The sequence below is a fragment of the Pantoea agglomerans genome (genome assembly GCF_020149765.1).
Classification (GTDB): Bacteria; Pseudomonadota; Gammaproteobacteria; order Enterobacterales; family Enterobacteriaceae; genus Pantoea; species Pantoea alvi.
Window position 1 is genome coordinate 2,802,975 of the sequence record NZ_CP083809.1, and the last position, 12,731, is coordinate 2,815,705.

13 protein-coding genes are annotated in these 12,731 nt (G+C 60.8%); 7 read left to right on the forward strand and 6 right to left on the reverse strand.

Annotated elements, in window-relative coordinates; translation table 11 throughout:
* Positions 1–28: 28 nt before the first annotated feature.
* Positions 29–949, reverse strand: a complete 921-nt coding sequence (locus LB453_RS16150) for an Rpn family recombination-promoting nuclease/putative transposase (protein ID WP_103794923.1) — start codon at positions 947–949, stop codon at positions 29–31.
* A 135-nt stretch (positions 950–1,084) separates the two neighbouring features.
* A complete protein-coding gene (pgl, locus tag LB453_RS16155) occupies positions 1,085–2,083 on the reverse strand; it encodes a 6-phosphogluconolactonase (RefSeq protein WP_103794924.1) in 999 nt (332 codons plus the stop codon).
* Positions 2,084–2,240: 157 nt separating this feature from the next.
* On the opposite strand from pgl, the gene LB453_RS16160 reads away from it, so the two are divergent.
* Positions 2,241–3,059: a pyridoxal phosphatase gene (locus LB453_RS16160; RefSeq protein ID WP_103794925.1), complete on the forward strand. Its 819-nt coding sequence runs from the start codon at positions 2,241–2,243 to the stop codon at positions 3,057–3,059.
* On the opposite strand, the gene modC is transcribed toward LB453_RS16160, so the two are convergent.
* The 4 genes from modC to LB453_RS16180 form a co-directional block, all read right to left on the reverse strand.
* Positions 3,060–4,118 carry a molybdenum ABC transporter ATP-binding protein ModC gene (modC, locus tag LB453_RS16165; protein WP_103794926.1) on the reverse strand — a complete coding sequence of 353 codons (1,059 nt, stop codon included), beginning with the start codon at positions 4,116–4,118 and terminating at the stop codon, positions 3,060–3,062.
* The gene (modB, locus tag LB453_RS16170; RefSeq protein WP_103794927.1) at positions 4,118–4,807 is read right to left on the reverse strand and encodes a molybdate ABC transporter permease subunit; all 690 of its coding nucleotides are present in this window, start codon (positions 4,805–4,807) and stop codon (positions 4,118–4,120) included. The genes modC and modB overlap by 1 nt, the downstream gene beginning before the upstream one ends.
* The gene (modA, locus tag LB453_RS16175; RefSeq protein WP_103794928.1) at positions 4,804–5,577 is read right to left on the reverse strand and encodes a molybdate ABC transporter substrate-binding protein; all 774 of its coding nucleotides are present in this window, start codon (positions 5,575–5,577) and stop codon (positions 4,804–4,806) included. The genes modB and modA overlap by 4 nt, the downstream gene beginning before the upstream one ends.
* 134 nt (positions 5,578–5,711) lie before the next feature.
* On the reverse strand, positions 5,712–5,864 hold the full coding sequence (locus LB453_RS16180) for an AcrZ family multidrug efflux pump-associated protein (protein WP_103794929.1): 153 nt from the start codon (positions 5,862–5,864) through the stop codon (positions 5,712–5,714).
* Positions 5,865–5,998: 134 nt separating this feature from the next.
* On the opposite strand from LB453_RS16180, the gene modE reads away from it, so the two are divergent.
* From modE to gpmA, 6 genes are all read left to right on the forward strand, one after another.
* Positions 5,999–6,781, forward strand: coding sequence for a molybdenum-dependent transcriptional regulator (modE, locus tag LB453_RS16185; protein ID WP_103794930.1), 783 nt, complete (start codon positions 5,999–6,001; stop codon positions 6,779–6,781).
* 76 nt (positions 6,782–6,857) lie between these two features.
* Complete coding sequence (gene modF / locus LB453_RS16190) at positions 6,858–8,330, forward strand: molybdate ABC transporter ATP-binding protein ModF (protein WP_103794931.1); 1,473 nt, start codon at positions 6,858–6,860, stop codon at positions 8,328–8,330.
* Positions 8,331–8,562: 232 nt separating this feature from the next.
* Complete coding sequence (gene galT / locus LB453_RS16195) at positions 8,563–9,606, forward strand: galactose-1-phosphate uridylyltransferase (RefSeq protein ID WP_103794932.1); 1,044 nt, start codon at positions 8,563–8,565, stop codon at positions 9,604–9,606.
* Entirely contained in the window at positions 9,603–10,751 is a 1,149-nt protein-coding gene (galK, locus tag LB453_RS16200) for a galactokinase (protein WP_103794933.1), read from the forward strand. Before galT ends, galK begins: the two co-directional genes overlap by 4 nt.
* Positions 10,745–11,779 carry a galactose-1-epimerase gene (gene galM, locus LB453_RS16205; RefSeq protein WP_103794934.1) on the forward strand — a complete coding sequence of 345 codons (1,035 nt, stop codon included), beginning with the start codon at positions 10,745–10,747 and terminating at the stop codon, positions 11,777–11,779. The genes galK and galM overlap by 7 nt, the downstream gene beginning before the upstream one ends.
* Before the next feature lie 163 nt (positions 11,780–11,942).
* Positions 11,943–12,695: a 2,3-diphosphoglycerate-dependent phosphoglycerate mutase gene (gene gpmA / locus LB453_RS16210; protein WP_103794935.1), complete on the forward strand. Its 753-nt coding sequence runs from the start codon at positions 11,943–11,945 to the stop codon at positions 12,693–12,695.
* Positions 12,696–12,731: the final 36 nt, after the last annotated feature.

The following is a 12,731-nucleotide window of genomic DNA, read 5'->3' on the forward strand; positions in this document are numbered from 1 at the left end:
GCGATAAGCGGCGCCGCTACGCCAGCGATTAGTGACGGATTTGCGCCAGCTCCGCCTCGCTCAGGCCGGTCGCTTGCTGGACCGACTCGCTGGCCATGCCCATCTCCAGCAGGCGTCGCGCGACTTCAAGCTTGCCCTCGTTGCGGCCCGCCTGACGGCCAAGCTGGATGCCTTTTTCCATCCCTTTCTGTTCAAGCTGTTCTGCAATAGTCATCAATTCCTCCTCCTGCTGCGGCATCCGCTGTGCCAGCTCGCGAACAAAAGCTTTGGCGTCTGAGGTTTCGCCAGCCTGAAGAATGTAGTGTATCAGCGATATTAACTGCGATGAAGAGAGATAACCGGCCAGAAGGATGGACGCCAGCTTGTCCAGAATCTCGATTAAATCGCGTTGATGAATATGCTTTTGCAGCAGCGTCAGCGCGGCCATCGTGCGATGACCGGCAATCTCTTCATCAGGTATCACGGTGACGTCTACCAGCGGAAAAGCGCTGCCGTAGAGCCCCGCCGCCAGCGCCGGATCGCTGAACTCATCCAGCCAGCAGGTTGACCAGGGATAGGGGCGGCGCTTGCCCACGTAGAACAGCACCGGTATCACCAGCGGCAATTTTTTATGACCGGCATCGAGATGGCGCTGCATAGCGGCTACCGCATAGCGCAGCAGCCTGAATGCCATATGTTTATCCGGCGTGGACTGGTGCTCAATCAGCACATAAACATAGCTGTCATCGCCGGCGGTGGTTTTCAGGCTATAGAGCACGTCGCTGATATAGTGTCGCAGATCGTCCTCAATAAATGAGCCGGACTCCAGCTTTAGCGTGCTGAGATCGCAGACGGCGCGCAGTTCAGGCGGAAGGTGGATTAACATAAAATCGCGGGCGATTTCCGGCTGGGCGAGAAACTGCCGGAACGCAGCGTCGTGCGGGGTGGGCGTGCGGTTTTTCTTCTTCATCGTTCCTGACTCCGAAAAAAACAATCCGCCTATCCTGTCACAGCCTGAAGGGGTCGATATTGATCCTGCCGCGGCCTCCTGCCATTTAGCTAAAGGCGCGCGGGGCCGCGACCCCGCTGCACCTGAGTTATCTGCTTAGTCGAGCTGGTGGATCACCACCCACATCGGGCCCTGGCCTACCGCGTAGCGCGCCAGCGGAGTCAGCAACCCTTGTGGCTCGCTGATGCGGTACACTTCGATATGGTGCGATTTCTGGCCTGCCGCCACCAGATAGCGCCCGCTGTTATCGATATTAAAGCCGCGCGGCTGGGTTTCGGTCGGCTGGTAGCCCTCGATAGAAAGCAAGCCGCCATCTTCGCTGACGCTGAACACCGTAATGGTGCTGCTGGTGCGATCGCAGGCGTAAAGGAAGCGGCCATTGGGCGTCAGATGGATATCCGCCGCCCAGCGCGTTTCGTTAAAGCCAGGCGGCATCATGTCCAGCGACTGTACGCGCTCAACTTCCCCGCGCGCGTTGCTCAGCGCCCAGACGTCGACGGTGCTGTCGAGCTCGTTGACGCAGTAGGCGTAGTTGCCGTTGGGATGAAACGCCATATGGCGCGGGCCCGCGCCCTCTACCGTGGTGACCTGCGCCTGCGTGCGCGGCGCCAGCGTGCCGTCAGCGCTCAGCGAATAGAGGCAGATGCGATCCTGCTTCAGCGCCGGGACGAACAGCGTCTGATTGACGTTGTCGATATTGGCGGAGTGGCAGCCGTCCAGCTCGCGGATCACCTGCGTCGGCGCCTGCGGCAGGCCATCTGCGCCAATCGGGCTGACGCTGACGCAGGCGTCGTTATAGGAGCCGCAAAACAGGTAGCTGCCGGTGCGATCGGTGGAAATATGGGTCGGGCTGCCCGGCAGCGGCGCTTCGCCCGCTTCGCTCAGGGTGCCGTCAGCGGCAATGCGGAACGCCAGCACGCGGAAGTTCGGGCGCACGCCGACGTAGAGAAAATCTTTTTTCGGGCTGACCACCATCGGCTGAACCTGGCCGGAGACGTCAGTTACCTGCAACAGCGAAAGCGCGCCCTCTTCATCTAACCGCCACGCGTGGATCTGCTGGCTCTCGGGACTGGCGGTATAAACGACTTGTTTCATGCATTCTCCTTGTTCGCAGCCTGTCAGTTTATGTCTGTGGCTCACTGTAGCCTGTTTTGCCACGGTGCGCCGGAATCATTTGTGCCCTGCTTTTTGTCTCAGGCCCGCGCCCGGGTGTAGACTCGATGCCTCTTTAATCCTTCAGACGGAATAAGCCATGAGCTATCGCGTAATCGCCCTCGATCTTGACGGCACACTGCTGACGCCCGCAAAAACCATCCTGCCCCAGTCAATCGAGGCGCTGAAGCGCGCTCGCCAGGCTGGCGTAAAAGTGGCTATCGTGACCGGCCGTCACCACTGCGCCATCCACCCTTTTTATCAGGCGCTGGAGCTTGATACACCCGCAATCTGCTGCAACGGCACCTATTTGTATGATTATCAGGCAAAAAAGGTGCTGACTGCCGATCCGCTGGATAAGGATCAGGCGCTGCGCGTCATTGAGATGCTGGATGCGCACCAGATTCACGGCCTGCTCTACGTCGACGATGCGATGCTCTATCAGACGCCAACCGGCCACGTAACGCGCACCCTGAAATGGGCTGAATCACTGCCGCCGCATCAGCGTCCGCTGTTTGTTCAGGTGCCGAACCTGGCGCAGGCGGCGCGCGACGCACAGGCGATCTGGAAGTTCGCGCTTTCCCATGAAAACACCGCCGAACTGCAGCAGTTCGCGACGCACGTGGAAGCGGAGCTGGGACTGGCGTGCGAATGGTCGTGGCACGATCAGGTGGATATTGCACAGCGCGGCAACAGCAAAGGCAAGCGGCTGGCGGAGTGGGTCGCCTCACTGGGCCTGACCATGCAGGACGTTATCGCCTTCGGCGACAACTACAACGATCTCAGCATGCTGGAAGCGGTCGGGCTCGGCGTGGCGATGGGCAATGCCGACGAGGCGATCAAGGCGCGCGCGAAGCAGGTGATCGGCACCAACCTTGAGCCGGGCATCGCCGCGGTGATCGAGCAGCAGCTGCTCTAGTCAGGCGGCGACCGACACGCTTTTTATCTGGGCATAGAGCCACTGATCCGGCCGAATGCCCAGCTCATCTCGCGCCCAGGGCGAAATGCGCGCCCAGAGTTCGCTGACGCCGATGCGCAAGCGAACCTCGACCTGATCGCCCACCTCAAGCAGCTCCACCACCTGCGCCGGCAGTATATTGCGTATTGAACTGTGCTGCGGCTGCTGCAGCGCCAGCGAGACGTCCGCCGAGGCGATGCGGATGCGCAGCACCGTTTTTACCGGATAGTTAACCCGGCTTACCCAGATATGCTGGTCGCCAAGCGACAGCGCGCTCATGGGATAGTCGGGATGATGCTCCAGCACCTGCACGCGCAGCACGCTGGTCAGCTCGCTTACCGGCAGCCAGGGCCGCATCGCGCTGCTGCTCCAGACCTTCTCCAGCGGGCCGAAAGCCTTAACGCCGCCGCGATCCAGCACCAGCACGTTCTCCGCCAGCTGTAAAATTTCATCCAGACTGTGGGTAACGTAGAGCACCGGAATATCGACCTGCTTCGCCAGCTTCTGCAGATAGGGCATCAGCTCGCGCTTGCGCGGCAGATCGAGCGAGGCGAGCGGCTCGTCCATCAGCAGAATATCGGGCGCGCTCAGCAGCGCGCGGCCAATGGCGACGCGCTGCTTTTCACCGCCCGACAGCGACAGCGGAAAGCGATCCAGCAGCGTTTCCAGCCCCAGCAGCGCCACCAGCGCGTCGAACTGCCCTTTCATCGCGGGCGACATGCCGTAGTGCAGATTGCCGCGCACGCGATAGTGTGGAAAGAGCCGTGCATCCTGAAATACATAACCGACGCGGCGTTTTTCCGGCGGCAGCATTACGCCCTTTTCTACGTCGAGCAGCACGCGGCCGTTCAGCGCAATCGTGCCGCGCTGCGGCTGCGTCAGACCGCTGATGGCGTTAATCAATGAGGTCTTGCCGGCGCCGGAGACGCCAAATAGCGCAGTAATCCCCTTCGCCGGGATCTGCGCGTCAATATCGAGCTGGTGATCACCCAGCCGCTGTGAAAAATTCAGCGTCAGCATCAGGCACCCATCCTTTTACGGCCCCAGCGCGCCAGCCATTCTGAAATCAGCAGCGACAGCAGCGCCAGCGCGATGGCGATAACGCAGAGCCGCGCCGCCGCCCCCTCAGCGCCAGGGGTCTCAATCAGGGTAAACATCGCCAGCGGCAGCGTGCGCGTCTCCTGTGGAATATTAGAGACAAAGGTAATGGTAGCGCCGAACTCACCCAGCGAGCGGGCAAAGGCCAGCACGGTGCCAACGATAATGCCGGGCAGGGTCAGCGGCAGCGTGATGGTGAAGAACACGCGCCAGCGCCCGGCACCGAGGGTACGCGCCGCCTGCTCCAGCCGCAGATCCACCGCCTCCAGCGCCAGCCGGATGGCGCGCACCATCAGCGGAAAGGCGATCACCGCCGAGGCGAGCGCCGCGCCGCGCCAGCTAAAGGCGAAGCTAAAGCCGAACCAGTCATAGAGATACTGGCCAATCACGCCGCGCCGGCCCAGGCCTATCAGCAGCAGATAGCCCACCACCACCGGCGGCAAGACCAGCGGCAGATGAATAATGCTGTCGAGCAGCGATTTGCCTGGAAACTGGCAGCGCACCAGAATCCAGGCCGTAAGGATGCCAAACGGCAGGCTGAACAGCACCGCGATGCTGGAGACTTTCAGGCTAAGCACCACTGCCTGCCATTCGGGATCGCTGAGTATCATGCTTTTGGGGAGAATCCGTACTGTTTGAATACCGCGGCCGCCTGCGGCCCTTTCAGATAGTCATAAAACGCCTTTACCGCGGCGTTGCTATGCCCTTTTACCATTGCCATCGGGTATTCCACCGGCTTATGGCTGTCAGCCGGGAACGTGCCGACCACCTGAACTTTCTCGCTGGCCACCGCGTCCGAACCATAGACGATGCCGTAGGGCGTCTCATTGCGCTCAACCAGCGCCAGCGCGGCGCGCACATTATTGGCGCGCGCCAGCGACGGCGAGAGCTGCTCCCAGGCGCCCAGCTTCTGCAGCGCTTCCTGCGCGTAGATGCCGGCAGGCACATGGTCTGGATCGCCGACCGCCAGCCGCTCGCCTTTCAGCAGGCTTTGCCAGTCGGTCTGCTGATTCAGCGTCACCGACTGCGCGCCAGCGCTGCGCGGCGCCACCAGCACCAGCTCGTTGCCGAGCAGGGTCACGCGCGTGGTCTCCTCCATGCTCTTTTTCGCCACGGCGTCATCCATCCACTGCTGGTCCGCTGAGATAAAGAGATCGGCGGGTGCGCCCTGCTCAATCTGGCGCGCCAGGGTAGAAGAGGAGGCGAACGACGAGACCACCTCAACGCCGGTTTTCTTTTTATACTGCGTCGCAATCTCCTGCAGCGCGTTAGTCAGCGACGCGGCGGCGAAGACGGTAATTTTTTCAGCGGCAACCGCCTGACCGGCCAGCGTGACGCTCAGCGCGGCGGTAAGGCCCCAGCAACAGGATCGGAATGACATGGTGTTCTCCAGTTATGCGTTGTGTAAGTGATGATACAACGCGCGCCAGAACAGCGTGAAAAAATTATCGGCAGGAAAAGAAGAAGGTTGAGCAGGCACAATAAAAAACGCCCGCTCAGGCGGGCGTCGGGGAATTAACGGGCAGAGCGTGAAGCGTGTTCGCGGCGGCCAAATTTCGAGATGACGTTGAACACCTCGCCCAGACCATAAATCAGGCCCAGCATAATTGCCATCACCACCGGCACCATAATCACCGCCACAGCAAGGCTTTTTAACAGTTCCAGCATGGAAGTCTCACTCAGCAAAGCAAAAAAGTGATTGTAACGTCTGAGGAAAAAAACGCACTGCCCTTTTCGTGCTTTTACTTTTTGCGCCGCTCCCCGCTATGATCGTTGCATTTACCCGTTCTGGAGACGCCACTATGCAGGCTGAACTATCCCTGTCCATCCGGCTGCAGCAGAAGCTGTTCGCCGATCCGCGCCGTATGATGTTACTCAAGCGCATCCGCGAAACCGGCTCTATCAGCCAGGGCGCAAAGCTGGCGGGCATTAGCTACAAAAGCGCCTGGGATGCGATCAACGAGATGAACCAGCTGGCTGACGACGTGCTGGTGGAGCGCGCCACCGGCGGCAAAGGCGGCGGCGGCGCGCGGCTGACGCGCTACGGCGAACGGCTTATCCAGCTGTTTCAGCTGCTGGAACAGATTCAGCAAAAGGCGTTTGACGCGCTGCAAAACGACGCGGTGCCGCTCGACAGCCTGCTGGCGACCATCGCACGTTTCTCTCTACAGACCAGCGCGCGCAACCAGCTGTTCGGCACGGTCGTGGCCCATGACCAGCAGCATGTGGTGCAGCATCTTCAGGTGCAGCTGGCCGACGGCGCCACCCAGCTAAAGGTGGCGCTGACCGAGCGCAGCGTGGCGCGCCTGCAGCTTGAGGCGGGCAAAGAGGTGCTGGTGCTGATCAAAGCGCCGTGGATTCAGGTCAGCCGTGAAGCCTCTCAGGGGGATAATCAGCTGAGCGCGCAGGTAAGCCAGATTGAACCCGGCGAGCAGATGAGCGAAGTGCTGATGACCCTGCCGAGCGGCGAAACGCTCTGCGCCACGCTCACGAACCAACAGGTGCAGCAGCAGGATCTGCAGCCGGGCGCGCGCGTCACGGCGAGTTTTAATGCCGAACACGCGATTATCGCTACGCTGCTCTGACCTGCGCGCCATGATTTGACTTCCCTGGCGGCACTGGGTACAACCCGGTATTACAGTGCATAAAATGGGACACAACATGGCATTATTGCAAATTTCGCAAGGCACGTTTCGTCTTAGCGACACCCGATTACTTAACCTGAACGATCTCCGCCTGGCGGGCGGACAGAGCTGGGCCTTCGTCGGCGCCAACGGCAGCGGCAAGTCATCGCTGGCGCGCGCGCTGGCGGGCGAGCTGACGCCGGAAAAAGGCGACTTCACCAGCCAGTTCGCACGCCCAACGCGCCTGTCGCTGGAACAGCTGCAAAAGCTGGTCGCCGACGAATGGGAACGCAACAACACCGATCTGCTGAGCGAAGGCGAAACCGATACCGGCCGCACCGCGCTGGAGATTATTCAGGATGACGTGCAGGACGAGGCGCGCGCGCAGGCGCTGGCGGAGCGGTTCGCCATTGGCTACCTGCTCGACCGGCGCTTTAAATATCTCTCAACCGGCGAGACGCGCAAGGTGCTGCTCTGCCAGGCGCTGATGAAACAGCCCGATCTGCTGATCCTCGATGAGCCCTTCGACGGCCTGGACGTCGCCTCGCGCGCCAGCCTGACGGAGACGCTGGCGAACCTGCAGCAGCCCGATGTCGCGCTGGTGCTGGTGCTCAATCGCTTTGACGACATTCCCGGTTTTGTTCAGCAGGTCGGCGTGCTGGCGGAGTGTACCCTGACCCACGTCGGCGCGCGCGAGGCGATCCTCGCAGAAGCGCTGGTGGCGCAGCTGGCGCACAGCGAACGGCTGGAGGGCATGGCCCTGCCGGAGCCGGATCATCTCGATCGGCTACCGCCGCTGGCAGAGGATACGCCGCGCGTTATCCTGCGCAACGGCGTGGTTCGCTACAACGATAAGGCGATCATTAACGGGCTGAGCTGGCAGGTCAACGCCGGTGAACACTGGCAGATTGTCGGACCGAACGGCGCCGGAAAATCGACGCTGCTGAGCCTGGTGACCGGCGATCACCCGCAGGGCTACAGCAACGATCTCTGGCTGTTCGGCATCAAACGCGGCAGCGGCGAAACCATCTGGGATATTAAACAGCATATCGGCTACGTCAGCAGCAGCCTGCACCTGGAGTATCGCGTCAGCGTCAACGTACGCACCGTGATCCTTTCCGGCTTCTTCGACTCCATCGGCCTCTATCAGGCCGCGTCGGAGCGGCAGAAGGCGCTGGCGCGGCAGTGGCTGGCGCTGCTCGGTATGAATAACGCGCTGGCGGACGCGCCGTTCCATAGCCTCTCCTGGGGCCAGCAGCGGCTGGTGCTGATCGCCCGCGCGCTGGTGAAGCATCCGGCGCTGCTGATCCTCGACGAACCGCTGCAGGGGCTGGATCCCATTAATCGCCAGCTGGTGCGCCGCTTCGTCGATATTCTTATCGGCGAGGGCCGCACCCAGCTGCTGTTCGTTTCGCACCACGCCGAAGACGCGCCGCGCTGCATTACCCATCGACTCAGCTTTGTGCCTGCCGCCGAAGGCTACACCTGTCAGCAGGAGCGTCTGGCTTAACCCCCGCGACGCCGCCTAGCGGCGTTTGCCTGTTCCCCCGCGCGAGTGATGTAACCGCTACCATTGCTCCGCGCTTTTCTCCTGTTTATCCACCAGCAAAACGCTTTGAATAAGAATTTTCAGCTTGTGTAAACGATTCCATTTATCCAGACTTGATCACGCTTTACCGGGCGCTGATGTGCTACTTTTTAACCCTGCCTGTCTGGCTTTTTGACGTTAACCAGGACTCAACATGGAAAAATTTAACCCGGTCGATCATCCGCATCGCCGTTACAATCCGCTGATCGATCAGTGGATCCTCGTTTCGCCCCATCGTGCCAAACGTCCCTGGCAGGGCGCGCAGGAAACTCCTTCGCAAGAGAAGCTGCCGGCGCACGATCCCGACTGCTTTCTCTGCGCGGGCAATACGCGCGTCACCGGCGATAAAAACCCTGACTATAAAGGCACTTACGTTTTCACCAACGATTTTGCCGCGCTGATGACCGATACGCCGGAAGCGCCGGAGAGCAGCGACCTGCTGATGCGCTGCGAGAGCGCGCGCGGCACCAGCCGGGTTATCTGCTTCTCGCCCGACCACAGCAAAACCCTGCCGGAGATGTCGCTGCCCGCGCTGGAAGAGGTGGTAAAAACCTGGCAGGCGCAGACCGCCGATCTCGGCCAGCACTATCCCTGGGTACAGGTTTTTGAAAACAAAGGCGCGGCGATGGGCTGCTCTAACCCCCATCCGCACGGCCAGATATGGGCCAACAGCTTCCTGCCTAACGAAGCGCAGCGCGAAGATACGCATCAGCGTGCCTACTACGCCGCGCACCGTTCGCCGATGCTGGTGGACTACGCCGCGCGCGAACAAGCCGACGGCAGCCGTACCGTGGTTGAGACCGAACACTGGCTGGCGGTGGTGCCCTGGTGGGCGGCCTGGCCATTCGAAACGCTGCTGCTGCCGAAAGCCCATATCAAACGCCTCAACGACCTCTCGCCGGAACAGAGCGCGGATCTGGCGAAGGCGCTCAAGCAGCTCACCAGCCGCTACGACAACCTTTTCCAGTGCTCTTTCCCCTACTCCATGGGCTGGCACGGCGCGCCGTTCAACGGCGAAGAGAACGATCACTGGCAGCTGCACGCGCACTTCTACCCGCCGCTGCTGCGCTCGGCGACGGTTCGCAAATTTATGGTCGGCTACGAAATGCTGGCTGAAACCCAACGCGATTTAACGGCGGAACAGGCGGCGGAACGCCTGCGCGCCGTAAGCGATATTCATTTCCGCGAGGCACAATAATGTTGAAAACCACCACGCAGCAGATTTTCACCGATACCTTCGGCTATGCGCCGACCCACACCATTCAGGCACCGGGCCGCGTAAACCTGATTGGCGAACATACTGACTACAACGACGGCTTTGTGCTGCCGTGCGCCATCGACTATCAGACCGTTATCGCCTGCGCGAAGCGCGACGATCGTCAGGTGCGCGTCGTGGCGGTGGATTACGATAATCAGCAGGACAGCTTCTCGCTCGACGCGCCGATCCTCAGCGTAAAAGAGCCGATGTGGGCCAACTACGTGCGCGGCGTGGTGAAACACCTGCAGAAGCGCGACGCCAGCTTTGGCGGCGTTGATATGGTGATCGCTGGCAACGTACCTCAGGGCGCAGGCCTCAGCTCGTCGGCGTCGCTGGAAGTGGCGGTCGGCACCGTATTCCAGCAGCTCTATCACCTGAAGCTTGACGGCGCGGCTATCGCCGTTAACGGTCAGGAGGCGGAGAACCAGTTCGTCGGCTGCAACTGCGGCATTATGGACCAGCTGATCTCCGCGCTGGGCAAGAAAGATCACGCCATGCTGCTCGACTGCCGCACCCTCGGCACTCGTCCGGTCTCAATGCCGAAAGATATCGCGGTGGTGATCATCAACTCTAACTTCCGTCGCAATCTGGTAGGCAGCGAGTACAACACGCGCCGCGAGCAGTGCGAAACCGGCGCGCGCTTCTTCGCCCAGCCGGCGCTGCGCGACGTGGATATCAATCAGTTCAAAGCGGTGGAGCATGAGCTGGATCCGCAGGTCGCGAAGCGGGTGCGTCACGTGCTGACAGAGAACGCCCGTACGCTGGAAGCCGCCGACGCGCTGAGCAGAGGCGATCTGAAACGCATGGGCGAGCTGATGGCGGAATCACACGCCTCGATGCGCGACGACTTCGAAATTACCGTTCCGCCTATCGACACCCTGGTTGAGATTGTTAAGGCGGAGATTGGCGAGCGCGGCGGCGTGCGTATGACCGGCGGCGGCTTCGGCGGCTGCGTGGTGGCGCTGATGCCGTTCGATCTGGTCGATAGCGTGAAGGCGGCCGTAGCGGAACAGTACGAGGCGAAAACCGGCATCAAAGAGACTTTTTACGTCTGCACCGCTTCAGAAGGAGCCGGCCAATGCTAAGCGACGTCAATTCACACGCGCCAGACGGTCAGCCGTGGCGCATTACCGTGCTGCGCAACGCCAGCGGCATGGTCGCAACCTTTATGGACTGGGGTGCCACCTGGCTGTCGGCGCGCGTGCCGATGCGTGACGGCAGCGTGCGCGAAGCGCTGCTCGGCTGCGCCACGCCGTCCGACTATCTGCATCAGGATGCCTATCTCGGCGCCACTATTGGGCGCTACGCCAACCGCATCAGGAAGGCGACGCTGGTGCAGCAGGGGATTCAGCTGACGGCGAACCAGGGCGAGCACCAGCTGCACGGCGGACCGCAGGGCTTTGACAAGCGCCGCTGGCAGATCGTCAGCCAGAGCGAGAACAGCGTGGTTTACCGTCTGGACTCGCCGGACGGTGACCAGGGCTATCCCGGCAACCTGCTGGCGCAGGTAAGCTATACGCTGGACGATGACAACTGCCTGTCGATCAGCTATCAGGCAGAGGTCGATCGCGCCTGCCCGGTCAACCTGACCAACCACGCCTACTTTAATCTTGATGCGCATCATGGCGACGCGCGCCAGCATCGCTTACAACTGCTGGCCGAACAGTATCTGCCTGTGGACAGCGACGGTATTCCCAATGCGCCGCTGAAAGCGGTGGCGGGCACCAGCTTCGATTTTCGCGCGGGCAAGAGCGTGGCGCAGGATTTTCTCGCCGATGCCGATCAGCAGGCCGTGAAGGGGTACGATCACGCCTTTCTGCTTAACAGCGCCGGCGACGCCAGCCAGCCTGCCGCGCATCTCTGGTCCGCCGATGGCGAACTGCAGCTGACCGTGACCACCGCCGCGCCCGCGCTGCAGTTCTATACCGGCAACTACCTGGCGGGAACGCGCGCGCGCGAACAGGAAAGCTATACTGCTTTTCAGGGCATTGCGCTGGAGAGCGAATTTTTACCCGATTCGCCGAACCATCCTGAATGGCCCCAGCCGTCATGCTGGCTGCAGCCGGGCGAGCGCTGGGAGTCGGTAACGCGCTATCGCTTCACGCCGCGCTGAGCCGCCGGCTGAAAAACGCGCAGTGCGTCGCCGACAGGCTTACACCCTGCGCCGTTTTCCGCTATGGTATGGCGCTATCCATGTGCCGCCGGGCGCGCGCGCCGGGTTGGTTGCAGCAAAGTTTCCATTATCAAAGAAACATTAAAGAGTTAAGGAGTTAACTATGGCCGTAACTAAGCTGGTTCTGGTCCGCCACGGCGAAAGTCAGTGGAACCAGGAAAACCGCTTTACCGGATGGTATGACGTGGATCTTTCTGATAAAGGTCGCACCGAAGCCAAAGCAGCCGGTCAGCTGCTGAAAAAAGAAGGTTTCGTCTTTGATTTCGCTTACACCTCCGTGCTGAAACGCGCCATTCACACCCTGTGGAATGTTCTCGATGAGCTGGATCAGGCCTGGCTGCCGGTTGAAAAATCCTGGCGTCTGAACGAGCGTCACTACGGTGCGCTGCAGGGCCTGGATAAAGCGGAAACCGCAGCCAAATATGGCGACGATCAGGTGAAACAGTGGCGTCGCGGCTTTGCGGTAACGCCGCCGGAGCTGGATCGCAGCGATGAGCGTTTCCCTGGCCACGACCCGCGCTATGCGAAGCTGAGCGCTGAGCAGCTGCCGACCACCGAGAGCCTGGCGCTGACTATCGATCGCGTTATCCCTTACTGGAATGAGAGCATTCTGCCGCGCATCAAGAGCGGTGAGAAAGTGATCATCGCGGCGCACGGCAACTCCCTGCGCGCGCTGGTGAAATACCTCGACAACATGAGCGAAGATGAGATCCTTGAGCTGAACATCCCGACCGGCGTGCCGCTGGTGTATGAGTTCGACGAGAATTTCAAACCGATCAAACACTACTATCTGGGCGATGCCGACGAGATCGCAGCTAAAGCTGCTGCCGTCGCTAACCAGGGTAAAGCAAAGTAAGCATTAGCTGAAATGTAAAAAGGCCAGACAATGTCT

Bases quoted from the DNA above. Each gene is read 5' to 3' on its own strand.
- pgl (WP_103794924.1), bottom strand. From the start codon at position 2,083: ATGAAACAAGTCGTTTATACCGCCAGTCCCGAGAGCCAGCAGATCCAC.
- gpmA (WP_103794935.1), top strand. From the start codon at position 11,943: ATGGCCGTAACTAAGCTGGTTCTGGTCCGCCACGGCGAAAGTCAGTGG.
- LB453_RS16180 (WP_103794929.1), bottom strand. From the start codon at position 5,864: ATGCTGGAACTGTTAAAAAGCCTTGCTGTGGCGGTGATTATGGTGCCG.
- galT (WP_103794932.1), top strand. From the start codon at position 8,563: ATGGAAAAATTTAACCCGGTCGATCATCCGCATCGCCGTTACAATCCG.
- modF (WP_103794931.1), top strand. From the start codon at position 6,858: ATGGCATTATTGCAAATTTCGCAAGGCACGTTTCGTCTTAGCGACACC.
- LB453_RS16150 (WP_103794923.1), bottom strand. From the start codon at position 949: ATGAAGAAGAAAAACCGCACGCCCACCCCGCACGACGCTGCGTTCCGG.
- LB453_RS16160 (WP_103794925.1), top strand. From the start codon at position 2,241: ATGAGCTATCGCGTAATCGCCCTCGATCTTGACGGCACACTGCTGACG.
- modE (WP_103794930.1), top strand. From the start codon at position 5,999: ATGCAGGCTGAACTATCCCTGTCCATCCGGCTGCAGCAGAAGCTGTTC.
- modB (WP_103794927.1), bottom strand. From the start codon at position 4,807: ATGATACTCAGCGATCCCGAATGGCAGGCAGTGGTGCTTAGCCTGAAA.
- modA (WP_103794928.1), bottom strand. From the start codon at position 5,577: ATGTCATTCCGATCCTGTTGCTGGGGCCTTACCGCCGCGCTGAGCGTC.
- modC (WP_103794926.1), bottom strand. From the start codon at position 4,118: ATGCTGACGCTGAATTTTTCACAGCGGCTGGGTGATCACCAGCTCGAT.
- galM (WP_103794934.1), top strand. From the start codon at position 10,745: ATGCTAAGCGACGTCAATTCACACGCGCCAGACGGTCAGCCGTGGCGC.